Origin of the sequence: Natronorubrum halalkaliphilum, from assembly GCF_009834785.1 — an archaeon.
GTDB lineage: Archaea > Halobacteriota > Halobacteria > Halobacteriales > Natrialbaceae > Natronorubrum > Natronorubrum halalkaliphilum.
Genome location: NZ_WUYX01000033.1, coordinates 76,413 through 101,143 on the forward strand (window position 1 = coordinate 76,413; position 24,731 = coordinate 101,143).

The 24,731-nt window shown below is 63.7% G+C and carries 21 protein-coding genes; 10 read left to right on the forward strand and 11 right to left on the reverse strand.

The annotated features are described in order from the left end of the window. Nucleotides 1–8 precede the first annotated feature (8 nt). Nucleotides 9–1,382: a uracil-xanthine permease family protein gene (locus GS429_RS11205; protein ID WP_160065446.1), complete on the forward strand. Its 1,374-nt coding sequence runs from the start codon at nucleotides 9–11 to the stop codon at nucleotides 1,380–1,382. Between the two features lie 205 nt (nucleotides 1,383–1,587). Here GS429_RS11205 and GS429_RS11210 read toward each other — a convergent pair whose 3' ends face one another. After that, nucleotides 1,588–2,625 carry an alcohol dehydrogenase catalytic domain-containing protein gene (locus GS429_RS11210; protein WP_160065447.1) on the reverse strand — a complete coding sequence of 346 codons (1,038 nt, stop codon included), beginning with the start codon at nucleotides 2,623–2,625 and terminating at the stop codon, nucleotides 1,588–1,590. 296 nt (nucleotides 2,626–2,921) lie between these two features. On the opposite strand from GS429_RS11210, the gene GS429_RS11215 reads away from it, so the two are divergent. Continuing rightward, nucleotides 2,922–3,347 (forward strand): universal stress protein, encoded by a 426-nt coding sequence (locus GS429_RS11215; protein WP_160065448.1) that lies wholly within the window; start codon nucleotides 2,922–2,924, stop codon nucleotides 3,345–3,347. A 53-nt stretch (nucleotides 3,348–3,400) separates the two neighbouring features. Here GS429_RS11215 and codB read toward each other — a convergent pair whose 3' ends face one another. After that, entirely contained in the window at nucleotides 3,401–4,801 is a 1,401-nt protein-coding gene (gene codB / locus GS429_RS11220) for a cytosine permease (RefSeq protein WP_160065449.1), read from the reverse strand. 148 nt (nucleotides 4,802–4,949) lie between these two features. Between codB and GS429_RS11225 the strand changes: the two genes are divergently transcribed. Beyond that, the gene (locus GS429_RS11225) at nucleotides 4,950–6,245 is read left to right on the forward strand and encodes a cytosine deaminase (RefSeq protein WP_160065450.1); all 1,296 of its coding nucleotides are present in this window, start codon (nucleotides 4,950–4,952) and stop codon (nucleotides 6,243–6,245) included. Nucleotides 6,246–6,318: 73 nt separating this feature from the next. Here the strand turns inward: GS429_RS11225 and GS429_RS11230 are convergent, their stop codons facing one another. Beyond that, on the reverse strand, nucleotides 6,319–7,614 hold the full coding sequence (locus tag GS429_RS11230) for an amidohydrolase family protein (protein WP_160065451.1): 1,296 nt from the start codon (nucleotides 7,612–7,614) through the stop codon (nucleotides 6,319–6,321). A 41-nt stretch (nucleotides 7,615–7,655) separates the two neighbouring features. Further along, nucleotides 7,656–8,414: a cyclase family protein gene (locus GS429_RS11235; protein ID WP_160065452.1), complete on the reverse strand. Its 759-nt coding sequence runs from the start codon at nucleotides 8,412–8,414 to the stop codon at nucleotides 7,656–7,658. Between the two features lie 346 nt (nucleotides 8,415–8,760). On the opposite strand from GS429_RS11235, the gene GS429_RS11240 reads away from it, so the two are divergent. Both GS429_RS11240 and GS429_RS11245 read left to right on the forward strand, forming a co-directional pair. Continuing rightward, nucleotides 8,761–9,669 (forward strand): FAD binding domain-containing protein, encoded by a 909-nt coding sequence (locus tag GS429_RS11240; protein WP_160065453.1) that lies wholly within the window; start codon nucleotides 8,761–8,763, stop codon nucleotides 9,667–9,669. A gap of 33 nt (nucleotides 9,670–9,702) precedes the next feature. Further along, entirely contained in the window at nucleotides 9,703–10,203 is a 501-nt protein-coding gene (locus GS429_RS11245) for an SRPBCC family protein (protein ID WP_160065454.1), read from the forward strand. A 131-nt stretch (nucleotides 10,204–10,334) separates the two neighbouring features. Here GS429_RS11245 and GS429_RS11250 read toward each other — a convergent pair whose 3' ends face one another. Further along, nucleotides 10,335–12,824 (reverse strand): xanthine dehydrogenase family protein molybdopterin-binding subunit, encoded by a 2,490-nt coding sequence (locus GS429_RS11250; RefSeq protein WP_160065455.1) that lies wholly within the window; start codon nucleotides 12,822–12,824, stop codon nucleotides 10,335–10,337. A 2-nt stretch (nucleotides 12,825–12,826) separates the two neighbouring features. Beyond that, nucleotides 12,827–13,369, reverse strand: a complete 543-nt coding sequence (locus tag GS429_RS11255) for a (2Fe-2S)-binding protein (RefSeq protein ID WP_160065456.1) — start codon at nucleotides 13,367–13,369, stop codon at nucleotides 12,827–12,829. A gap of 107 nt (nucleotides 13,370–13,476) precedes the next feature. On the opposite strand from GS429_RS11255, the gene GS429_RS11260 reads away from it, so the two are divergent. Continuing rightward, nucleotides 13,477–14,907 (forward strand): dihydroorotase, encoded by a 1,431-nt coding sequence (locus GS429_RS11260; RefSeq protein WP_160065457.1) that lies wholly within the window; start codon nucleotides 13,477–13,479, stop codon nucleotides 14,905–14,907. A 2-nt stretch (nucleotides 14,908–14,909) separates the two neighbouring features. Then, nucleotides 14,910–15,650, forward strand: coding sequence for a nucleotidyltransferase family protein (locus tag GS429_RS11265; protein ID WP_160065458.1), 741 nt, complete (start codon nucleotides 14,910–14,912; stop codon nucleotides 15,648–15,650). Here GS429_RS11265 and GS429_RS11270 read toward each other — a convergent pair. Beyond that, a complete protein-coding gene (locus GS429_RS11270; RefSeq protein WP_160065459.1) occupies nucleotides 15,560–16,774 on the reverse strand; it encodes an XdhC family protein in 1,215 nt (404 codons plus the stop codon). The two genes, GS429_RS11265 and GS429_RS11270, sit on opposite strands and share 91 nt — an antisense overlap. A gap of 264 nt (nucleotides 16,775–17,038) precedes the next feature. Between GS429_RS11270 and GS429_RS11275 the strand changes: the two genes are divergently transcribed. After that, complete coding sequence (locus GS429_RS11275) at nucleotides 17,039–17,803, forward strand: IclR family transcriptional regulator (RefSeq protein WP_160065460.1); 765 nt, start codon at nucleotides 17,039–17,041, stop codon at nucleotides 17,801–17,803. 863 nt (nucleotides 17,804–18,666) lie between these two features. After that, nucleotides 18,667–20,721 carry an excinuclease ABC subunit UvrB gene (gene uvrB / locus GS429_RS11280; protein WP_328821357.1) on the forward strand — a complete coding sequence of 685 codons (2,055 nt, stop codon included), beginning with the start codon at nucleotides 18,667–18,669 and terminating at the stop codon, nucleotides 20,719–20,721. 4 nt (nucleotides 20,722–20,725) lie between these two features. On the opposite strand, the gene GS429_RS11285 is transcribed toward uvrB, so the two are convergent. The 4 genes from GS429_RS11285 to GS429_RS11300 all read right to left on the reverse strand — a co-directional run bounded on the left by GS429_RS11285 (nucleotide 20,726) and on the right by GS429_RS11300 (nucleotide 24,252). After that, nucleotides 20,726–21,262, reverse strand: coding sequence for a GNAT family N-acetyltransferase (locus tag GS429_RS11285; RefSeq protein ID WP_160065461.1), 537 nt, complete (start codon nucleotides 21,260–21,262; stop codon nucleotides 20,726–20,728). Between the two features lie 77 nt (nucleotides 21,263–21,339). After that, the gene (locus GS429_RS11290; protein WP_160065462.1) at nucleotides 21,340–21,636 is read right to left on the reverse strand and encodes an SUI1 family translation initiation factor; all 297 of its coding nucleotides are present in this window, start codon (nucleotides 21,634–21,636) and stop codon (nucleotides 21,340–21,342) included. An 88-nt stretch (nucleotides 21,637–21,724) separates the two neighbouring features. Next, on the reverse strand, nucleotides 21,725–23,590 hold the full coding sequence (locus tag GS429_RS11295; RefSeq protein ID WP_160065463.1) for an excinuclease ABC subunit C: 1,866 nt from the start codon (nucleotides 23,588–23,590) through the stop codon (nucleotides 21,725–21,727). A 26-nt stretch (nucleotides 23,591–23,616) separates the two neighbouring features. Then, nucleotides 23,617–24,252 (reverse strand): hypothetical protein, encoded by a 636-nt coding sequence (locus GS429_RS11300; RefSeq protein WP_160065464.1) that lies wholly within the window; start codon nucleotides 24,250–24,252, stop codon nucleotides 23,617–23,619. Nucleotides 24,253–24,420: 168 nt separating this feature from the next. On the opposite strand from GS429_RS11300, the gene GS429_RS11305 reads away from it, so the two are divergent. Next, complete coding sequence (locus GS429_RS11305; RefSeq protein ID WP_160065465.1) at nucleotides 24,421–24,690, forward strand: DUF7967 family protein; 270 nt, start codon at nucleotides 24,421–24,423, stop codon at nucleotides 24,688–24,690. Nucleotides 24,691–24,731 lie beyond the last annotated feature (41 nt).

Consider the following 24,731-nt stretch of genomic DNA (forward strand, 5'->3'; position numbering starts at 1 on the left):
GACATATCATGGGAAGTGACAGCCATTCGCACGATACTGGCTCGGGAGCTGATCTGATCGAGTACGATATCGACGACGAACCACCGCTGTCCGAAGCGATTCCGCTCGGCATCCAGCACCTGCTGGCGATGTTCCTCTCGACGGTCGCACTGCCGCTCGTCATCGCGGGAGCGATCGGTCTCGAGCCGGCCGAGACGACGTTCATTGTCCAGATGGCGCTGCTCGTCGCGGGAATTTCGACGATCGTCCAGGTGTACTCCGTCGGGCCGGTCGGCGCACGCCTCCCGATCGTGATGGGGACGAGCGCGATCTTCGTCGCGCCGCTGATCGACATCGGGAACGCGTTCGGGCTGGCCGCGATCTTCGGCGCGGTGATCGTCGCCGCCCCGGTCGAAATCGTCATCGGCTACTTCTACGACGATCTCCGGCGGTTCTTCCCGCCGCTGGTGACGGGCACCGTCGTCATGCTCGTCGGACTGACCCTGATCCCGACCGCGATCGACTACTCCGCCGGCGGTCCGGGTGCCGAAACCTACGGCAACCTCGAGAACCTGGCGCTCGCGGGGCTCGTCTTCGCCGCCGCGATCGGTTTCAATCAGTTCTTCGACGGCCTGCTCTCGATCTCGAGCGTGCTGATCGCGGTCGTCCTCGGCTACCTCGCGGCGATCCCGCTCGGACTCCTCGACCTCTCTGGAGTCGGCGAGTCCAGCTGGGTGGCGGTTCCGATGCCCCTCGAGTTCGGCGTCGCGTTCCACCCGAGCGCGATCCTGATCGCGGCGTTTGCCTACGTCGTCACCTCGATCGAGACGATCGGGGACATCGAAGGGACGACGGGGACGGTCGGACGGACGGCGACCTCGCGGGAGATGCGCGGCGGACTGTTCGCGGACGGATTCATGAGCATGTTCGCCGGCCTGTTCAACGCCTTTCCGAACACGTCCTTCTCCCAGAACGTCGGCCTCATCGGCTTCACCGGCGTCGCGAGCAAGTTCGTCGTGGGCATCTGTGGCGTCTTTCTCGTCATCCTCGGGCTGATCCCGAAAGTCGCGGCGGTCGTCGCGGCGATGCCCAATCCGGTACTCGGCGGGGCCGCGATCGTGCTGTTCGGGATGATCTTCTCGATCGGGATGCGAATCGTCGCGAACCGGGTCGACCTGACCCGTCGGAACCTGACGATCATCGCCGTCTCGATCGTCCTCGGCGTCGGCGTCGAGGTCAGACCCGACGCGATCGGACAGCTCCCCGATGATGTGCAGGTGCTGGTCGGCTCCGGCCTGCTGGTCGGCGGCGTCACCGCCCTCGTGTTGAACGCGATCCTGCCCGCCGACGGCGACACGAGACAGGGGCCGACGCAGGTCGAGGAGACGGAACGGGCGGACTGATACTGTCGGACAGCAGTCAATACGAAGCCGATCGTGAATTCGAGGTCCTCGCCCACGGTGACGACCCCGGCAAAACGATTGGATTCACGTCGTTCTGTCCAACAGTATGAAAGCGGTCCTGTTTCGGGCGGTCGGTTACAATTGATTACCGCAAACCGCCACCGCTACCTGCGCGCTGAGACGCTACTGTCGCTCGAACCGCTATTTACGGCTCGAGAACGACCATCCCGTGGCTCTGGCCGGACCGAATGCGCTCGTGGACGTCCGGCACCTCCTCGAGGCCGACGCGCTCGGTAACGACGGGGTCGATGCGGCCGTCGGCGAGCAACCGTGCGGCTCGGACGACCTCGTCTTTCGTGGCGTACCGAGAGCCCAGAATCGACGCCTCCGACGCGACGAACTCCTTCAGCGGCGGCGCAAACGACCGATCGTGGTGCGTGGTCAGCGAAACGATCTGGCCGCCCATCGAAAGCGCCTCCCAGGCGTCGGAGAGCGTGTCCGTATCGCCGACCGTGTCGACCACGACGGTCGGCCCGTCGCCGTTCGGTGTCGCCGTCTCGAGTCGCTTCGCGAAGTCGGTGCCCCGTGCATCGATCGGCTGAACCGCCGGGCCGGTGACGGAATCGACGTACTCGAGGCGCTCGTCCGTGATCTCCGCGGCCAACACTCGAGCCCCTCTGAGCGCGGCCAGTTGCGAGAGGTGGATCCCGATCCGTCCGGCCGCGCCGATGACCAGAACGGTGTCGCGGTCGGTGACGTCCGTTCGTCGGCAGACGTGCAACGGCGTCGCGAGTCCGTCGGTGGCGATCGCGCCCTCGGCGAACGTCGCGCCCTCGGGGAGCGGAAGGACGTTCGAGGCCGGAAGCACGGTCTGCTCGGCGTACGCGCCGTCCCAGTTGACGCCGTACCAGCCGCCGACGTTCGTACACTGATTCGTCTCGCCCCGGCGGCAGCGATCGCAGTCGCCGCAGGTGAGATAGAAGTACGAGAGCACGCGGTCGCCGGGCGTGACTCCCTCGACCGCCTCGCCGACGGCGTCGACGATCCCGGCGAACTCGTGGCCCGGAATCCGCGGCGTCAGTGACGGGTCGTCGTCGAGGCCTCCTTGAATCGCGTTTTCGATCGTCCGCGTCACGCCACACGCACGAACGTCGACGCGAACTTCGTTCGGACCCGGCTCGGGGTCCGGCACCGATTCGACCGAGAGCGATCCGCCCCACTCCTCGAGAACACAGGCGTCCATACGGATACAGTCACAGGGAAGTACCAAGATACTGTCGGACAGACGCCGTGTTCCGCGACTATCGGCATAACTGATGCGGACAGGTGTACGTCGGTGCCGGAGCGATCGCGAGCACTGCGGTCGCTCCGGAACGCAGGAACGACGGACCGTATGAAACGGTTTCTCCCAATCGCCAGACGAGTCGCCGATCGGGTGGTCGGTGATTTCACGGCTTCTCTCCCCCGCTCGCGGCCCGGTGTTCCCAATTTCTTAGATGTTGGGGGAGGTATATGTTTCTCCGTAACTATACGACATGTATGCCGGAACGCATCCTGGTACCAGTCGACGGATCGAAGCAAGCAGAAGCGGCACTCGAGTACGCGGTCGAAACGTTCCCCGAGGCCTCGATTACGGTGTTACACGCCATGGAAACGGGGCAGGGTGATCTGGGGACGTTGTCCGGAATGACAGGCGATATCCCGGACGACGAGCCGGAGCAAAAGCAGTCCAAGGAGTATCTGGAGGGGGCTCGAACGCTGGCCGCCGAGCACGGCGTCGAAATCGAGACCGAACGCGGCCGAGGCCGACCGGACCGACTGATCGTCAAACGCGCCGAGGACGGAGAGTACGATATGATCGTCATCGGTAGCCACGGCCGGGACGGCGTCGCCAGAGTCCTTCTGGGAAGCGTCGCGGAAAAGGTCACGCGTCGGTCGTCGATTCCCGTGCTCGTCGTCCGGTAACGATCCTGCCGAACGCCATCGACATCTTTTGTCGCGTTCAGTTGGAGTTCCGATCAGCGGGTGCTATCGACTCGATCCGCGTCCTCGGGAATCCGGTGTGCCGACAGAATACCGGTTTTCTCGAGGGCGTAGTAGCCGACGATGTGGGCAGCCGTTGCCGCGAGCATGCCGTTGAGCGCCGCCATCCCCGGAATCGGTGCCGACACCGTGACGCCCGGAACGATCGAGCCGGCGGTCAGGACGGCGACGAGACAGCCGACCACGTACGCAATCACGCCGGTCCAGCGGACGCTCGTGAACTGAATGTCGTCCATCCGGGGAATACCATCGCGCCAACACAGCAGGAAGTCGGCGATAATGATCGCGCCGAGCGGCGGGATGTACTGTCCCAGCAACTCGAGCCACGGGAGCAAGAGGGCGTCAGCGCCGGCCAGTGCGAGCGCGATCCCGATCAGACAGCCCGCGATGACGAACGGGCGCTTGCGATCGAACTCGAAGGCCTCCGCACCGGCCACGCTGAACGCGTACGCCGCGTTGTCGTTCGTCGTCCAGATGTTCAGGATGAGTGCGATCAGGCCGACGGTCGCGAGTCCCTGTGCGACCAGCACTTCGTAGAGGTCTCCCTGCGGCGTCACCTCGTAGACGGCGCCGCCGACCGCACCGCTGAGAAAGAGGAAACTGTTGCCGACGAGGAAGGCGATCAGTCCCGCCCAGAACGCAATTCGAGAGTTGATGGCGAACCGTGCCCAGTTGGGCGCCTGCGTTCCGGCGCTGATGAACGTCCCGACGACGATCGTCACCGCCAGACCGAACGTCATCTCGCCGCCGCCGGTCTGGGCCAACAGACCGTCGATGCCGCCGGCATCACCGATCGCGAGGTAGATCGAGAGAACGCCGACGAGGACGAGAAACGGAACGGCGACGTACGAGAGCTTCTCCATCCCCTCGTAGCCGAAGTACGCCGTCATCATGTGCAACAGTCCCCAGATGAGGATCAGTGCACTGACCATCGCCGCACTCTCGAGGCCGAAGTACGTCGCCGTCGGGATCGCCACCATCGGAATGGTGACGCCGAACCAGCCGACTTGCGTCCCGCCCAGCAGCAGATCCGCCCATTTCGCACCGACCCGACCGAACGAGTACCGGGCCAACAGGACGGTCGTAAGCCCCGCCTTCGCGGAGATCGCACAGAGGAGCGCGACGTAGCCGCCGAGGATGATGTGCCCGACGACCATCGCGCTCAACATCTCCTGAAAGCCCATCGCCGCACTGACCTCCGCACCCGCCCACATCGTCCCCGCAAAGAAGACGAGCCCGAGCAGCACTGCCGAGAGGCTAATCAGTCCTTTCCGTTCGTCCTTCGGGACGTGATCTAGGGGGTAGTCAGGATCGGGAAGATCCTCGTGGCCGAATACGATACGTCGCCAGTCGAATCCATCGTCACGTGCTGCCATTACACACGGTATATAACTCACCTATAATGAAATTTTTCGACAACTGACCAATAGCTCTCGGAGAACGGCCAACATCGGCATTCTGGCCCGGTCATGGTCGAACGACGAGCAGTAGGTCTATTAGGCTACTGGCGCGAATGGGATCCGTATGACCACGTGGCTCGTCACCGATGCAACGACACGCGACGGATCGTCGGTCGACATCGCGATCGAAGACGGCGCGATCAGCCGGCTCGAGGACGCCGGCTCGATCGATCCCTCGACCGTCCCGGACGACCGGCGGTACGACGCGGACGGCCGGCTCGTAACGCCGACGCTGACCGAACCACACCTTCACCTCGACGCGACCCTGACCGCGGGCGAGCCCCGCTGGAACGAGTCGGGGACCCTCGCGGAGGGGATCGGTATCTGGGGCGAGCGAAAGCGGTCACTCGAGGCCGACGACGTCAAAGCCCGAGCCGAGCAGGCGATCGAGTGGCTCGCGGCCAACGGCGTGACCCGCGTTCGAACGCACGCCGACACGACCGAAACGTCACTGACCGGCGTCCGGGCGCTGATCGAACTTCGCGAGGACGTCGCCGATCTGGTCGATCTCCAGGTCGTCGCGTTTCCCCAGGACGGCGTCTTTACGGACGAGTCACACGAGGATTTGCTTCGGGAGGCACTCGAGATGGGCGCGGACGTCGTCGGTGCGATTCCGCACAACGAACACACCCGCGAGGACGGCGTCGCCTCGGTCGAACTCGCGATGGACCTCGCGGAGCGGTACGACCGGCCGGTCGACGCCCACATCGACGAGACGGACGATCCCGGCTCTCGCTTTACGGAAGTGCTCGCCAGCGAGTCGATCAAACGCGGGATCGGCGACCGCGTGACGGCAAGTCACACGACGGCGATGCACTCGTATCCGAACAGCTACGCGGCGAAGGTGATCTCCCTGCTCGCCGAGAGCGATGTCGACGTGGTTACCAACCCGCCGGACAACGCGGTGTTGCAGGGTCGCTACGACGACTATCCGCGGCGACGCGGTCACACCCGGATCGACGAACTTCGAGACGCCGGCGTCACCGTCGGACTCGGGCACGACTCCGTGATGGATCCGTGGTACCACTACGGACGGGGCGATCCGCTCGACGCCGCGTTCGTCCTACTCCACTACGCCCACATGAGCGGCCGCGGCGACGTCGAACCGATCTGGGAGATGCTCACCGAAGCGAACGCGGAGGTCTTCGGCGTCGACGACTACGGCCTCGCGGCGGGCGCCGAAGGGTCGCTCGTCGTCTACGACGCCCCCGATCCGTTTAACGCGCTTCGAACGCAAGCGCCGCGAACGCTGGTGCTCAAGGACGGTCGCGAAATCGCCCGAACGGAACCCGCGAGCACGCGCGTCATCCGCGAAAACGGCGACGAAGAATCCGATCGGTCGGTCGACTTCCACCGGTAAGGACGGGTCGGACCTCAACCGACAACGATCGCCGCCAGCTCTCACCGCCACCCACGGCAGGTACCCCGCTCTGTTACCGGTGAACGGTCGACTCCAGTTCGGTTTCGGCCACGACGCTCCCCTCGTGAACCACCCAGCGAGGCGATCGACCGCGGCGAATCGCCTCGTGGCGGCTCTCGACCTCGCTCGGGAAGACGTTGAACGTAGCCGGAGCCCCGGGCTCGAGCCCGTGATCGCACCCGAGAACGGTCGCTGCGTTTGCGGTGACAAAGTTCCACGCGAGCCGTCGCTCCGCGGGTGTGGTAAGCTGGGCCGCGTGTGCAGTGAGCAGCGCCGTCTCGAGCATGCTGGCCCGTCCGTACGGGTAGAACCCGTCGAGAAGGCAGTCCTGACCGGCCGCCACGGTGACTCCCGAGTCGACTAGTTCGTCGACTCGGGTGATCCCGCGGCGCTTCGGATGGCCGTCGTGACGTCCCTGTAACAGGAGGTTCGTCGGCGGGTTGGTGATCACCGTCAGGCCCGCCTCGGCGACGAGATCGATCACCCGCGCCGCGTGCGGATCGTCGTACGCCGCCAGTGCACAGGTGTGGCCCGCCGTCACCGGGCGGTCGAATCCGCGATCGATAACCTCGGCGGCGAGATACTCGAGCGACCGCGCCGCGGGATCGTCGGTCTCGTCGACGTGCATGTCGACGCCGACGCCGTAGCGGTCGGCCAGATCGAGACAGATATCGACGTGTTCGCGCCGGTCGGCGTCCGTCCGCTCGTTGTCCGGCATTCCGCCGACGAGGTCGGCGCCCGACTCGAGGGCACGCTCGAGCAGGTCTGCGGTGCCGTCGTCCTGCAGGATCCCCTCCTGGGGGAACGCGACGATTTCGACGTCGGCAATCCCGGAACAGGCCTCCCGGGCGGCCAACACGCCCTCGAGCGGCGTCAGGCCGCCGATCGTGTCCACGTCGACGTGAGTTCGGATGCGCGTACAGCCGTTCCTGACGTGGGCCTCGATCCCACGGATCGCACGGTCGCGGACGTCCTCGAGGGTGTAGTCGGCCTTGCGGTTATGGATGCTCGAGATCGCCTCGGCGAGCGTGCCGGATTCGTTCGGCGGGAGATCCGGCGCGATGTAGGCTTTGTCGAGGTGGACGTGCGGATCGATGAAGCCGGCGGCGACGAGGCCGCCGTCGGCGTCGATCACCGTGGCCGTAGCTGTTGACTCGTCAGCGTCGGACGACATCGAATTGGGATCGAGTTCGGGAACCGGATCCGAATCGAGGGCGATCGAATCGATCCGTCCGTCCGAGACGGCGATGGTAGCCAGCCCCTGCTGGTCCGGTACCGACGCGTTCTGAACGAGGAGGCAGTAGCTCATGACTCGTATTCAGCGGTCGAAACGAAAAGCGTGGGGGGTCGTTATTCGAACGCGACGCAGCGGCAGACGCTGGATTCGCCGCCGCGGAACCGCCACGGGAAGGTCCCGATCTGGACGCGCTCGTTGAGCAGTTCTTCGGGTACCTGTGCGTTCTCGACGTGGATGATGCCCTCCGGGAACAGTTCGGTGTGCATCAGCTGGTAGCCTTCCGGCGGGAAGATCTCGTCGAGATCGTCGACGCCGAGGTGGTCTGCGGCTTCCTTGGCGAGTTCCGGTCGAATGTCGCGGACGACCGTGTTCATCGGGTGGTCCGCGCTCCCACAGTCGAGGATCAGGTAGTTGATGTCCATCTCCTTACACCATTCGGCGAACTCCGCGTTCGGACCGGGGTGTTTACAGAAGAAGCGGTGCGGGTCCGCGTTCTCCTTGTGCCAGGCGTACTCCTGATAGCCCGTGTGGATGAACAGAATGTCGCCCTCGCGAACGTCACAGACGTCCTCGATCATCTCGCTCGTGTAGACGTCGTAGTCCCCGACCTTGTCGGAGATGTCCGCGACGACCGCGTCGCCGACGAGTTCGTCGAGTCCCACCTGTTCGATGTCTCGCCCGTGTGCGACGAAGTGTTTCTCGCCGTCGAGGTGGGTCCCGGTGTGGTTCATAAATTCGATCTTCTGCCCGTTTACCTTCTCGGTATCCAGGCTCTTTTCGTACCATACCTTGGGGTTGTCGTACGTCGGCCATGCCGGCGTATCCTGTGACCACGGCTGTGTCAGGTCGTGCATCTCGTAGCCATCGAGCATACCTACGTCATTACCGTCTCGTCACTTAAACCTACGTGAACGGGCGAAACCCCGAAATCCAGGACGTCACGGGAGCGATCAGTGTCATCGGTGGGATAAGTCGGCGCCGAAAAGACGAGGCGCCACCACACTCCAACCGCGCGATCAGGTATGCAGTCACCACCAATGGTTACTCCAGCGATCGTTCACCGTGGGAACACGGAACAACACTTATTAGTACTGTTGAGTAAAGGATACGATGTCTGTGTGAACGACACATGATTATCTGTAACACCCCCCAGCACCGAACTCGGTTCGGCCATCGGCTGGCGACGAGTACCTTCAGGTCACACCGCGCCGAGTGGCCATGAAGCCGGCACCGTTCACGCACCACCGGCCGGATTCAGTCGAGGAGGTCCTTACCCTGCTCGACGACCTCGAGGAGGCCGAACTCCTCGCGGGGAACCAGTCGCTGGGCATCGTGATGGCGAACCGACTCGCAACGCCCGAGCACCTCATCGATCTCAACGGCGTCGACGAACTCGCGTTTATCGACGAAGACGACGACGCAGTCCGGGTCGGGGCGATGACCCGACACCGGACGATCGAGCGGTCGGACCGCCTCGAGGAGGCCGTGCCGATGCTTCCCGAGGCCGCAGAACAGATCGCCGGTCCGTCGGTTCGAAACCAGGGGACGATCGGCGGCAGTATCGGCGAGGCCGATCCCGCCGGGAACTACCCCGCGGCGCTGGTCGCGCTCGAGGGCGTGCTTCACCTGCGTTCGGCCGACGGAACGCGCGAGGTTCCCGCCGACGAGTACTTCATCGCCTACATGTTCACGGATCTACGCGAGGAAGAGATCATCGAGTCCGTCTCGATCCCGACCGAGCCGTTCCCGACCGACCGAACGGGAATGGCGTTTCTGGAACTCAAGCGAGCCGCCCAGACCTGGCCGACCGTCAGCGCCGCGACTGCGATCCGGGTCGACGATCCGAACGCGGACGACCCAGTCGTCGAAGACGCACGCATTGCGCTGGCTAACGCCGCCGACATTCCGCTTCGCGTCGAAGACGCGGAGGCCGTCCTCGAAGGGGAGCCGCTCTCCGAGGAGGCGCTCGCGGAGGCGAGCGAGCTCGTGACGGCGGCGGTCACGCCTGAAGGAGAGATGCACGCCGACCGAGAGTACAAGGAGGAAGTGGCCGGCGAGTACGCGAAACGCTCGCTCGAAACGTCGTACGAACGCGCAGTAACAGCAGAACAAGCGAACGGAGCCTAAATCACTATGTTAGAATTTAGCGGCGAAAACGAGATGGAACAGTCGAGAGAAGAACTCTGGCCGTACTTCACCGACCCCGACGTGCTCGCGGAGTGTGCGCCGGGTTGCAAGGAGATGGTCCTCGAATCACCCCACGAGATCACGGCCGTGTTAGCAGTCGGCGTCGGCAGCGTCAAGCCGGAGTTCAACGTCGACGCCATCGTCACGGAGCTCGAATACCCCGAGAAACTGGTGCTCAAAGCCGAAGGAAACGCACCACGAAACGAGTTCGAGATGACTGCGACGATGGAGATGATCGAGCAGGAAGACGGCGGGACGACCGTCGCCTGGGAGGCGAAAGCCGACGTGTCCGGAACGATCGTCAGCCTCGGCGGCCGAGCGTTAAAGAGCGTCACGAACCGCCTGGTCAAGAAGTACTTCGCCGACATGCAAGCCGCCGTCGAAGCGGGCGAAGGAGCAGAATCGAAACTCGAGGCCGCACCGCCCGAAGCGCTCGAGGACTTCGATATCGATCTGGAAGAAGAAGCAGCGTAAGCGGACGACCCTCTTTTTGCGGATCCGTTCCCGTTCCCGTTCGGCGTGGCCGATTGATCGCGACGATCTGATAGAGGGAGCTACGTTTCGAACGTCGAACGCCGCGAAACCGTCAGAAGAGAGGACGTCGGTTATTCGTCGTCTCGGAGCTTCGTCCGGAGGTGATCCGGTGAGACGGGGATCCGATTCGCGGGTTCGTCGATCTCGAGGGGATCGAGCGCCGCGTTGATCGACGTCGCGATGCTCGCGGGCGCGTCGATCATCCCGCCCTCGCCGACGCCTTTCGCGCCGGTTTCGGTGAACGGCGACGGCGTCTCCGTGTGCTCCATCTCGATCTCGGGGACGGTCTCGATAGAGGGCAGCAGGTAGTCGAACAGCGTAATCGCCTGGGGCTGGCCGTCGTCCTCGTAGCCGAACTCCTCGAGCAGCGCCGCGCCGACGCCCTGAGCGATGCCGCCGTGGGCCTGTCCCTCGACGATCATCGGGTTGAGCATGGTGCCGCAGTCGCGGACGGTGTAGAACTTGAGGATATCGACCTCGCCGGTTTCGACGTCGACCTCGACGATGGGCGCGTTCGCGCCGAAGGCGGCGGTCGGATAGACCGGGAACTTCTGTGCGAGCGCCTCGTCGAACTCCTCGTACTCGGTCGCCGGGTGATCGTAGTTGTAGCTGACGCTGGTGAGTCGCTCGTCGCGCTCGGCGTCGAGTTCGGCGAGGTCCGCGAGCGAGAACGAGCCGTCGGCGTCGAGCCGTTCGACGGTCCCGTCCTGGTAGGTAACGTCATCCGTCGAGACGCCCCAGTGGTCGGCCGCGAGTTCCACCGCGCTTTCCACGAGTCGTTCCGCGACGCCGACGGTCGCTCCCGAAAGCATGACGGCCATCCGCGAGGCCGCACTCCCGTACTCGGTCGGCGCGTCGACGCTGTCGAGGTAGCCGACCTCGATGTCGCTGGGAAGAATCTCGAGTTCGTCGGCGAGCAACTGCGAGACCAGCGTCTGGTGGCCCTGTCCCGACGAGTCGGTCGCGAGGAACGCGTGGACGGTTCCGTCCTCCCGGAGTTCGGCGCGGAGGTGTTCGGGCAGTTCCTCGACCTCGTCCCGGGACCGTTCGTCGAGCGCCTCCCGGTTGGAGCGCTGTCGGTCCGTCCAGTCGGAGCCGCTGACGCCGGGTTCGATGATGACGCTCGGCTGGACACCGCGGTACTTCCCCTCCTCGCGTTTCGATTCGACGACCTCAGGGTCGAGGAGGCCGCCGTCCCGTTCGTCCTCGATGATCTCTTCGATGCGGTCGAGCGTCGCGGGGTAGTCCCCCGAGTCGTAGATGTTCTTCGAGGGCAGCGTGTACGGCATCTGATCGGGCGTGATCAGGTTCCGTCGGCGGAACTCCGTCGGATCCATTCCGATCTCGCGGGCCGCTTGATCGACGAGCATCTCGAGGGCGTAGATGTGCGGATCGACGCCGAATCCGCGGTAGGCGGTTTGCGAGGTTTTGTTCGTCAACACGAGATCGTACTCGTAGCTGACGTCATCGATCTCGTAGGAGTTGGTTACCACCGACAGCGGCTTCAGCACCTGATTGATCGGATACCGGGGGAACGCGCCGAAGTCGTCGACGAACCAGACGTCGAGCCCGCGCATCGTGCCGTCGTCGTCGACGGCCATTCGAACCTCGTACTCGCGGTCGGAGGAGTGCATGTCGCCGCCCTGAAGGTTCTCGATTCGATCCTCTTCGTATTTCACCGGACGCTCGAGTTCCTTGCTCGCCATCGCAGCCAGACAGCAGTAGCGGTGGATCCCGATCTTCGTCCCGTAGCTGCCGCCGACGTCCGGGGGAACGCTGATTCGCACATCGTCGGCGTCGTAGCCGAGCGGTTCGTGGATCATGTCGTCGACGAGCGTGTGCAACTGGATGTTACAGTCGATGTCGAAGGAGTCGCTTTCCTCGTCGTACTGGGCAACGACGCCTGCGGTCTCGAGCGGAACGCCGGAGATGCGGCCCCAGGAGTACTCGCCCTCGACGACGTGGTCGGCTTCCTCGAAGGCCGCGTCGGGATCGCCGAACTCGATGTGTTCGTTGTCGACGACGTTCGTGCCGATCGACTCGTGGAGGACGACCTCGTCTTCGCGAGCGTCCATCCCGTCGGCGACGGCCTCGAGCGTGTCGTACTCGACCTCGACGAGGTCGGCGACGTCCTCGGCCGCGTAGCGGTTGGAGGCGACGACCAGCGCGACCGGTTCGCCGACGAACCGAGCCGTCTGGTCGGCCAGCGCCCACTCGGGGAGTTCGACGGCCTCGCCGGTGGCGCCGATTTTGACCCGACCGACGCCTGTCGGCATCGGATGATACGATTCTTTGAGGTCCTCGGCGGTGAGGACGAGTTCGCACTCGGGGTGAGCCTCCGCTTCGCTCGCGTCGATGGAGGCGATATCGGCGTGGGCGTGCATGCTGCGCACGAGCGTCATATGGAGGCAGTTCTCCGGCGTGATGTCGTGGATGTACTCGGCCTTACCGGTCAGAATCCGGTGATCCTCAACTCGGGGGAGACCCGTTCCCGTGAACGACTGGGACGACGATTCTCGCTCCGTTTCGGTCTCCGTCTCGCCTGGCTGTGACTTGGACATGGTTACTCCTCCGTTCCCGTTCCCGTTTCCGTTTCCGCTGTCGCGTCCATCTCGTCTGCGGCGCGTTCGACGGCCTCGTAGATGTTCTGGTAGCCGGTACACCGACAGATGTTATCCGCCAGCCCCTCTTCGATCTCTTCTCGAGAGGGGTCGGGATTCTCCTCGATCAGTTCCTTGGCGGCCATGACGAACCCGCTCGTACAGAACCCACACTGGAGCGCGTGGGTCTCGTGGAACGCTTCCTGAATCGGGTGGAGGGACCCGTCTTCGGCCAGCCCTTCGACGGTCGAGATTTCCTTGCCGTCCGCCTGGACCGCATACGAGAGACAGCTCTTTACCGTTCGTCCCTCCTGCTGGACGGTACAGGCCCCGCAAACACCGTGCTCGCAGCCGACTCGAACCCCGCGGAGACCGCACTCGTTGCGAAGGAAGTCAGAGAGTTTGAGCCGCGGTTCGACCTCTGCGGTGATAGGTTCGCCGTTGACGGTCACGGTGATTTCTTCGGTGACGGGACCGTCGTACTCGCCTGTGCTATCTGTACTCATGGATACATCGTACGTATCCTGACCGAAACATAAACGTTGCGCTGTGACCGGTGATATCGCACCACAAACGGGTTACACTCAAGTAGGTCGGGTGAGAGAGCATACGTATGGTCGAATCGACCGCAGACCTTCGAGTGACCAATGCGCGAGTCGTCACGCCGAACGGTACTATCAGCGGCGGTGTAGCAGCGAACGACGGCATTATCGTCGGCGTCGGAACCGAGTCAAATCTCCCCGAAGCGGACCGTGAAATCGACGCCGAGGGCAACTACCTGATCCCCGGGTTCATCGATCCCCACGTTCACTGGGGTCTCTCCCGGTACGAGTTCGACTACCACGAAGGACTCGAGCACGACTTCGAGACCGAAACGCGCGGTGCCATCCACGGCGGCGTGACGTCGGTCGTCAACTTCCTCCTCCAGAAGGAGCCCTACGTGCCGGATATGGACTTCTTCAAGCGCGCCGGCGAAGAGAACTCCTACATCGACTTCGCCTACCACGCGATCGTCCATCAGGACCACCACGTCGCGGAAATCGAGGACCTCGCCGAGGCGGGAATCCGCTCGTACAAGGTCTTCTTCAACTGGTACAAGAACGCCTCGCCCGAACTCGGGATCGATCACTCCGACGCGGGCGGCGTCTACAAGGTCCTCGACAAAGTATCCGACATCCCCAACGGCGTCGTGATGTTCCACGCCGAAAACGAGGACCTCGCGATCGAGCGCCGGAAGGAACTCCAGGAGGAGGGCCGCAACGACCTGGAAGCCTGGAGCGAGTCGGCACCGAACATCTGCGAGGCGATGCAGATCGAACAGATCGGCCGCCTCACGGAGTACACCGACTCCCGAGCGTACATCGTCCACATGAGCACGGGCGAAGGCGTCGACATCTGCAAGCGCTTCCAGGAGCAGGGCGTTAACCTCCACGCGGAGACCCTGCCGGCGTTTCTCTCCCACACCTACGAGCAGGACGATCTCGGCGTCTGGGGCAAGATCTCCCCGCCGCTCCGTGGCGAAGACAGCAAAACGCGCCTCTGGGAGGGGCTTCGCAACGGCGTCGTCGACTACGTCGGCACCGACCACTGCCCGCACAAACTCGAGTTCAAGGAGAAGGACACCGGCAAACACGGCGACATCTGGGACGCCATCCCCGGGGACAACAACGGTATCGAGTACTTCCTGCCCGTCATGATGAGCGAGGGCGTCAACAAGAACCGGATCAGCATGGAGCGACTCGTCGAGGTCTGTTCGACCAACAACGCCAAGCGCTGGGGTCTGTACCCGCGTAAAGGGGCGATCGCCGAGGGCTCCGACGCCGACATGGTCATCGTCGACCTCGAGAAGAGTGCGGTCGTCGACGACGACTTCTATCACACGATGGAACCGCGCTACTCGACGTTCCACGGCGAGGAACTGACCGGCCTGCCGACCCACACCATCGTCGGCGGCGAGGTCGCCGTCGAGGACGGCGAACTGCTCGCCGAACCGGGCGGACAGGACTACCTGCCCCGCGGACCCGAAGGCGTCGCACTCGAGTAACGATGGGCGAACTCGTCGGCATCGTGCTCGCGGCGGGTCTCGGGACCCGGTTCGAGGACGGGAACAAACTGCTCGCGACGATCGGCGGTGACGCAGACGCCGCGGACGCTGCGAGCAGCGAGACCGACGAACGCGACCCCCTTCGGCGGAGCGACGACCCGATCGTCCGCCGCGCCGCTCGCACGTTCGCCGTCGACGCCGTCGATCACACGATCGCGATCCTCGGTCACGAGGCCGACGCCGTCCGCGAGGCCGTCGCGGCTCACGTCGACGAGACGAGACGCAATCCGTCGTACGATCGCGGCCAGAGCACGTCCGTCCGAGCGGGTGCTCGTGCCGCCCGCGACCGCGGTGCCGACGCCGCGCTCTTTTTGCCGGGCGATATGCCCTGCGTCGATCCGACGACCGTAGAGAAAATCGTCGCAACGTATCGGGACGGCGGCGGCGACGTCATCGTGCCGACTCGAGACGGGCGACGCGGAAATCCGGTCCTGTTCGATGCCGCTCTGTTCGACGACCTGCTGGACGTCTCGGGCGATACCGGCGGCCGAGCGCTGTTCGATACGGCCGACGTTCGTCGCGTCGCCGTACGGGATGGCGGGATTCACATCGACGTCGACACGGTGGCGGACCGGGACCGACTCCGGCGCGGTCAGTCGGACCGTGCCCCGGACTCGGGTTCCGATTCAGATTTCGCTTCGGATTCCGGCTCGGACTCCGACTCCGACGGCGATCGATCGTGAATCCGGCCCTCGCGGTCGCGTAATCGGCCCCCGCCTCGGCCGTTACTCACCGCGAGCACTTCCGAAACGACACTCATCGCGATCTCGATCGGCTCGCCGCCGCCGAGGTCGAGACCGACCGGCGAGGCGATCCGCTCGCGGTCAGCCTCAAACAGCGTTACCCCGTCCTCTTCGAGTTCTCCCCGCAATCGCTGGAACCGTTCGCGCGGCCCCATGAGTCCGATAAACGGCGCCGACGTCTCCAGCAACGACTCGAGTGCCAGTCGGTCGTCGAGGAAGTTATGTGACATGATGACGACGGACGTGCGATCGTCGACCAGTTCGTCGATCTCGCTCGGGTGCGTGGCGAGGACGCGATCGGCCCGCGGGAACGACGATTCGTCCGCCTGTCCGCCCCGAGCGGTCGCGACCGTCACCTCGAAACCGACCTCTCGAGCCAGGCGCGTCACCGGCCGAACGTCGGGTTGGCCGCCGAAAACGAGCAGTTTCGTCGCCGGTTCGATGCCGTCGATAAAGAGTTCGACCGAGCCGTCCTCGGTATCGACCGTTCGGCGCTCCCAGCGGCCGTCGCCAGCCAGGTCCCGCGCGTCGTCCAGCACCGACTCGAGAACGGCCGGCGGAACGGACGGTCTGTCGTCGGGATCGATCGCCGCTCCCGCTCGAGGCACTATCGCGCGCGCACCGACGGGGATCGAGTCGGAGCCGTCGATCACGGTGACGAGCGACCGCGCTTCGCCGGTCGTGAACGCGTCGACGGGGTCGCGCCACGATCCGTCCGCGGGTTCGACGAGGACGTCGACGATTCCCTCGCAGCCGAGGCCGAGTCCCCAGCCGTCGTCGTCGGCCGTGAGATCGAACGTGACGACGGTCGGCGAGCCGTCCGCGATGACGTCGCGCCCGACGTTCTGGAGCGGGCCTTCGAGACAGCCGGCCGTGATTCCGCCGTAGGTCGATCCGTCGTCTCCCAGCAGCATCTTTGCACCCGGTCGTCGGTACGCGGAGCCGTCGACGCCGACGACGGTGGCGACCGCTCGATCAGCCGTACCCTCGAGCGTCCGGTCGAGTCGTTCGAAGATCTCGAGGGTGGTTATCCCCCACGGGTCGGCGGGCTCGGTATCGGTCATACGAGACTAGTCGGCTGCGAGCGGTATATTCGTTGTCCCCACTTTCCGTTCCACGATATGGGATATAGCCGGTCGTCGCCTATCCGTCGTTCGTCCATTCGTCCCCTATATTTCAGCAATCTCTGCCAATAGCAATCGCATCGGACGATTACTTTCGTATTTCGTCCATAATCGGAATTATTCCCACGTTCATTGTGTGGTAATGTTTCACAAGGCGTTCCACCATACTGAACACTTATGTGGGGCGATGTCCATTGGTATGGTATGACAGCACCCGAGTCGGGGGGAATACAGGCGGTCGATCGCGCGTTCGACATCGTCGAAGCGCTGAACGAACTCGACGGCGCGGGCGTCTCCGAGCTCGCGAACTACGTCGGACTGCCCAAGAGCACCGTCCACAACCACCTGAGCACGTTAGAGCGCGCCGAGTACGTCGTTCGCGAAAACGGCAGCTATCGGACCAGCCTGAAGTTTCTCCAGATCAGCGAAACCGCCCGCAACCAGCACGAACTGTATCAGGTCGCACGCTCCGAGGTCGACCAACTCGTCGAGAAGACCGGCGAAATCTCGGCGCTGATGACCGAAGAGCACGGCCGCAGCGTCTTCATTTACCGGAGTCGCGGACCGGAGGCTGCTCGTATCGATACGTGTATCGGCGATCGAGTTCCGATCCACTGTACGGCGCTCGGAAAGGCGATCCTGGCGTTTCTCCCCGAGGAGCGCCGCAACGAGATCATCGATCGGCACGGCTTGCCGGAAGTCACCCGAAACACGATTTCGGATCGAGAAGTGCTCGCCGAAGAACTCGAGACGATCCGAGAAGAGCAGATCGCATACGACGACGAAGAGCGCCTAAACGGGCTTCGAAGCGTTGCAGCGCCGATCCTCGACGGAACGGATTCGGTAATCGGCTCAATTAGTGTCGCCGGCCCGACGCATAGAATGCAAGGGGAGCGATTCAATACGGAACTCCCGGAAACTGTCCTCGGCGTCGCGAACGTTATCGAACTCAACATCCAGCACACATAGACGTTCGGCGATACTGAACAGCTGTTCTCGATCGGCTATTGGTCAATAATAGTCACTAGCCGACATCATTGTACGTCAGATCGCAAGACGGGAGCGCGGTTCGGAACGAACGGAGTGAGTGAGAACCGCGGAACGCGAATAGCGCGGGATCACCGGTCCCGCGAACCGTGCGAACGGCGGCATGCCGCCGTGAGCAGCGTGCCAATCGGTTCAGTGTATACTCGAGGGACGCGGACTACAGTTCATTGCTCGGTGTTTACAAAGGTACTTATGTAATTATGTCAGCCGTTCCTGTTCGAGTTTTCAACTGTGCTTCTCCGGGCGGAGAACGTGCTGAAAGGGAATCTCGAGCGGAGGCTAACCACAATATATCTAATAGACATTATAGTAATATAACCGATGTTTTCTATACATCCAGTTACTATATCTCGATCCCATATGTTCTTCGAATTTCTCGAACGGGCGGTTGGTGTTTGTATATAGCTCAATACTATACACTACATATCCATTTATGAACCGTATAAATAGACAGGCTACTAAATAGCTCCGGGATCAATCGTCGCAAAGAACAAATTCGGAATCAGTGGGTGAAGATATCTATAACCCCGAAATACGTCTCTATCTGGCTACTTCGATCGTTCCAGCACCACGACAAACTTATAATGGAATTTTGGTAGTTCTTGTATACCATTTTCTATCTGGCATTTTGGGTCAGTTGCTGAGATATCGTGGACACCGTCTGATAGCACCTCGCTCGAGGGAGTCACGAACCGACGGCGTTCGAGGATAACCCTCGAGCCAGCCCGCTCGAGCGTTCGCGAAGCGTGCGGGTGAAGTACGTGCAATTCCTATAGCGGCTAACCGTGAACGACACGAAAGGTCCCCTCCAGCCGGATCGTCCCGACGTCGATCGACCGTTTACGGTCGACGCCCCGTTCGAACCCGCGGGTGACCAACCCGAGGCGATCGAACAGTTAGCCGAGGGCTATCAGTCGGGAATGGACAAACAGACGCTGCTCGGCGTCACCGGGTCGGGGAAGACCAACACCGTCTCGTGGACGATCGAGGAGGTGCAGAAACCGACGCTGGTCATCGCCCACAACAAGACGCTGGCGGCCCAGTTGTACGAGGAGTTTCGGAACCTCTTCCCCGAAAACGCCGTCGAGTACTTCGTCTCCTACTACGACTACTATCAGCCCGAAGCCTACGTCGAACAGAGCGACACCTACATCGACAAGGACGCCTCGATCAACGACGAGATCGACCGACTGCGCCACTCCGCGACCCGCTCGCTGCTCACCCGCGAGGACGTCATCGTCGTCGCCTCGGTCTCCGCGATCTACGGCCTCGGTGATCCGCGCAACTACATCGACATGTCGCTCCGACTCGAGGTCGGCGAGGAGGTCGGCCGCGACGAGTTGTTAAAACAGCTCGTCGACCTGAACTACGAGCGCAACGACGTCGACTTCACGCAGGGGACCTTCCGCGTCCGCGGCGATACCGTCGAGATTTATCCGATGTACGGCCGCTACGCGGTGCGCGTCGAGCTCTGGGGCGACGAGATCGACCGTATGGTCAAGGTCGATCCGCTCGAGGGCACGACCCAGGGCGACCAGCAGGCCGTATTGATCCACCCGGCGGAGCACTACTCGATTCCCGAGACGAAACTCGAGAACGCGATGGACGAGATCCGCGACGATCTGGACTCCCGGATCTCGTACTTCGAGCGCAAGGGCGACATGATCGCCGCCCAGCGAATCGACGAACGGACCACGTTCGACCTCGAGATGATGCAGGAGACGGGCTACTGTTCGGGGATCGAGAACTACTCGCTGTATCTCTCCGATCGCGAATCCGGCGAAGCACCGTACACCTTGCTCGACTACTTCCCCGACGACTTCCTGACCGTGGTCGACGAATCCCACGTGACGCTGCCCCAGATTCGGGGCCAGTATGCCGGCGACAAGTCCCGAAAGGACTCGCTGGTCGACAACGGGTTCCGACTCCCAACCGCCTACGACAACCGGCCGCTCACGTTCGAGGAGTTCGAGGAAAAGACCGACCAGACGCTGTACGTCAGCGCGACGCCGAGCGACTACGAGCGCGAGGAGAGCGACCAGATCGTCGAACAGATCGTTCGACCGACCCACCTCGTGGACCCGCAGATCGAGGTCTCGGACGCCAGCGGGCAGGTCGACGACCTGATAAACCGAATCGACGACCGGATCGAGCGCGACGAACGAACCCTCGTGACGACGCTCACGAAGCGGATGGCCGAAGATCTGACCGAATATCTCGAGGAGTCCGGCGTCGACGTCGCCTACATGCACGACGAGACGGACACCCTGGAGCGCCACGAGATCATCCGTTCGCTGCGATTAGGCGAGATCGACGTGCTCGTCGGGATCAACCTCCTGCGGGAAGGGCTGGACATCCCCGAAGTCTCCCTGGTGGCGATTCTCGACGCCGATCAGGAGGGGTTCCTGCGCTCGGAGACGACGCTCGTCCAGACGATGGGACGGGCCGCCCGAAACGTCAACGGCGAGGTCGTCCTCTACGCCGACGACCCCTCGAACGCGATGGAGTCCGCGATCGACGAGACCCAACGCCGCCGCGAGATCCAACAGGAGTACAACGAGGAACACGACCTCGAGCCGACCACGATCGAGAAGGAGGTCAGCGAGACGAACCTGCCCGGCTCGAAGACCGACACCTCGAGCGTCTCCGGGAAGGAACTCGCCGACGACGACGAGGCCGCCCGCTACATCGAGGAACTCGAAAGCCGGATGGAAGAAGCGGCGGGGAACCTCGAGTTCGAACTGGCTGCGGATATCCGGGATCGAATTCGGGAGGTCCGCGAGGAGTTCGAACTCGAGGGCGGCGACGAGGGAATTGCGCCCCCGTCCGAGGAGTTCTGAGAGGCTACAACTCGAGCGTGTAGACCGCCTCGTCGTAGTAGTTGCCGTCGATTTCGACCTCGCCCGTATTGGTCTGTTCGAACCCCAGCCCCTCGTAGAATCGGCGACTGGTGTCGTTGAACGCAAAGTCAATTGAGCGAATTCGGTCGACGTCGTAGACCTCGAGTTGCTCGACTAGACGCTCGTGCAGGTCGGTTCCGACCCCGTCGCCTTGCGCGTCTGGTTTGACGTACATCCGGAGAATATCGGCCGTTTCTCCCTGGGCGACCGCGTGGGTGAAACCGACGATTTCGCCGTTCTCGCCGTCTTCGCTGTCCTCACCGTCCCTCATCCCACTCTCGTCCGCGGCGCGCGGGTCCGCCTCGACGACGAGGACGACCGTACCGGGTGCCCGAAGCGGCATCGAGTCGTCGGTGTACCAGTTGTCGACCGTCCGGTCGATCAGGTCGTCCTCGAGTTCGTCGTAGGTGTCGTGCCAGGTCTGGCGGGCAACGGCCTTGATCGCCGGAAAGTCGTCTGGCTCCGCCGGACGAATCTTCATACGCGTAGTTGCGACGGGTAGCATAAAGTGACTTCGACCCTGACACCGGTTCCCAACATCGCTCGCTGTGGGGTACGTCACTCCTGAACGTCGAATCCGCGGTCGCGAAGTAACTCCGGAACGCGGTCACGGTGGTCGCCCTGGAGTTCGACCCGTCCCTCGTCGACCGTTCCACCCGTCCCCAGCGAACTCTTCAGCTCCGAGGCGATCGATTTGACCTCGGACTGCTCGAGGTCGAACCCCTCGACGATCGTTACGGGCTTGTCGTACCGTCGGCTTTCCATCCGGATCGACAGGAGTTGCTGGGACGTCTCGAGGTCCCCCTGACTGTCGAGTTCGTCGAGCAGGTCGTCGAGTTCGTCGTCGTTTGCCATCAGATACCATACGGTATCGACGAGGATAGACCTATCCCTGTCTTCGCAACGGCTTCGCGGGCAGAAAGTGGTCCACTACCGACGGGACCTAGAGCCGGGATTTAATCGTCTCCGCCGTCTTCTCGCCGACGCCCGAGATCGACTCGAGGTCCTCGAGGCTCGCTTCCCGAACGTTTTCGACGCTCCCGAAGCGCCCGAGCAGCCGCTTTCTGGTTTCGGGGCCGACGCCGGGGACGTCGTCGAGCACCGTCTTTACCTCGTCACGGATCGTCTGGTGGTACTGCACCGCAAAACGGTGGGACTCGTCGCGGACCCGCTGGACCAGATGGAGGTGGGGTGCGTCGCTGGGCCACGAGAATTGCCGATCCGGCGTTATCACCTGCTCTTCGGCCTTCGCCAGCGCGATCGCCGGCACGTCCCAGCCGACCGCTGCGATCACATCGCGGGCCGCCTCGAGTTGTCCCTCGCCGCCGTCGATCACCAGCAGATCGGGATCGGGGCGGTCGTCGCGACCCTCGACGGCGCGGCTGGCACGCCACTCGAGCAACGCCCGCATGTTGTCGTAGTCGTCGTTCTGATCGGTGAGTTTCTTCCGGCGGTAGTCCGCTTTCTCGGCGTTGCCGTCGACGAAGGTCACGTTGCTCCCGACCGCCGCCGTCCCCTGTGCGTGGCTCACGTCAAAGCCCTCGATCCGGCGGGCCGACGCGATCTCGAGGGCGTCGGCGAGCATGCCGCACTCGTCGCGACCGCCGACGTTCCGGCGGGCGTTCTTCAGCGCGAGTTCGACCAGTTTGGCCTCGCGGCCGGCACCCGGCACGCGGACCGAGACGCCCTCGGCCTCGAGCCAGGCCGCGACCTCGTCGTCGCCGTGGCGTTCGGGCAGGAGCAGGGCGTCGGGCAGATCGCGCTCGGCGTAGTACTGGACGAGGAAGGCCGCGAGAACGGCGGGAATGCCCCCCGTCCCTGTCTCTGTCCCTGTTTCCGTCCCGGATCCCGTCCCCCGCCCGCCCCCCGTCTCGTCGCCGGATCGAGTCGCCTCGACCGCGTCCGCCCCGGGCGCCTCGAGCGTGTGCCGATCCCGGTCGACCAGCTTGCCGTGTTCGGCTCGCAGGCGAGCGACCGTCGCGTCTTCGCCCTCGATGGCGACGCCGAGGACGTCGACGGCCCGTTCGTCGCCGACCGACTGGACCGCCTCGCCGCCCTCGCCGTGGAACGCCTCGACGGTCTCGAGGCGGTCACGGAGGTTCGCCGCGCGCTCGAAGTTCTGGTCCTGCGCTGCGGCCTCCATCTCTCGGCGCAGCGGATCCGCGAGAATACCGGTCTCGCCCTCGAGGAAGCGTTCGACTGCCGTCACGTCCTCCGCGTAGCTCTCGAGGTCGATCTCGCGGGTACAGGGTGCCGTACAGAGGGCCATCTCGTAGTCCAGACACGGCCGGTCTCGGCCCGCGTACTTGTGGTCCGAACAGCCCCGGACGCCGTAAGTCTCTCGCAGTGCTTTCACGACGGTCTCGACCTGCCGTTTGCTGGTATAGGGACCGAAGACGGTCGCGGCCCCACTCGCGGTTTCACCGCCCGTATTCGAGGCGTTTCCCGCCTCGCTGTCGGGATCGCGCGTCACTTCGATCCGCGGAGCCTCGTGGTTCGTCACCTGAACCATCGGGTACGACTTGTCGTCTTTGAGCCGGACGTTGTACCGCGGCTGGTGGCGCTTGATCAGGTTCGCCTCGAGCAACAGCGCCTGCGTCTCGGTGTCGGTGACGGCGATCTCGATTTCGTCGGCGCGGTCGACCATCCGGCGAATTCGCGCGCTTCGCGGGTCGGCGTACGACCGGACCCGACTCCGGAGGTCGACGGCTTTCCCGACGTAGAGCGTGGTTCCTTCGGCCCGGAACTGGTAGACGCCGGGCTCACGCGGTAACGATCCCGCTCGCTCGCGAACCCCGTCGGCGTTCATCGGCGGGCCTAGGAGGTCAGTGGCTTTCAGCCTGACTCCTTGGACTCGGTCAGCGCGTCACCGGCGAGGGTCACGCCGTCAGCCTCGGACGGCGGTGTCGGCCCGATCGCTTCCACGAGATCGATCGGCCGATCGGCCTCGAGGTCGGCGTCACTGACCGGCACCGAGATGTCATCGGCCCCGCTCACACGGAGGACGAGGCGTCGCGAACGCGACCCGATGTAGCGTCCGAAGATCACCGCAGCAGCGGCTAACACGAGCAATCCGGCCGCGAAAATGGAGAGTTCGAACGCGATGAGAATCGTCTGGATGGTCTCGAAAAGCCCGTCGACGACGCCCGTGGGATCGCCGCCCTCCGGACCGGCGCCGGTGACGCGGTCGGCCAGATCAATCGCGGAGCCGAGCAACAGAAGGCCGAGTCCGAGGAACAGCAGGACCGTCATCCAGACCAGGTGTCGCGGCGCGCTCTCGGTTTCGACGGAGACGCGCGTGACGTTCGGTCGGTCGACGTGACGATAGTCCGCCGCGTCGCCGTCGGTACTGAAGACGATCACCCGCTGATTCGTGACGACGACCGTCGCGGCGTCGAGGTCGACGCGTCGTCGCTCGCGTTCGCCTTCGTACAGCAACTCCTCGAGGTGCTCGCTCCAGGATCCGAGCATCGGTGTTCGTACTCCCCTGTCCGCCGTCGAGGGGGAAATAGCTCGCGGCGCGTTCCGTTGGCTGCGAAACCGGGGCTGGAGGGTGGAGACGGAAGATGAGAGACGAGAGGTGAGAGACGGGAAACGAGAGACGGTACATTCTCGGTCGTCGATCCGCAAAAACGGAGTATGAGTGACTCGACGGTCCGGTGCTGGCTGGTCGAACGAACGTTCGACGACCGCAACCTCGTGACAATCGTCTACGCGACGCCCGACGGCTCGCGATACCAACAGCGAGAGCGATCGTCGACGTCACTACAGACCGGGTCGCCGGTCACCGCCGCCGTGGACGTTCCCGAGGACGAACTCGAGCCAGTCTCCGACGAGGCCACCAGAGATCGCTACGCAACCGAGGTCGAGCGGACCGCCGAACAGTACAACCCGGACGAGCGAATCTGACGGCGTATTTGTTCCTCGTGTTTAGACGGAAGATTATTGCG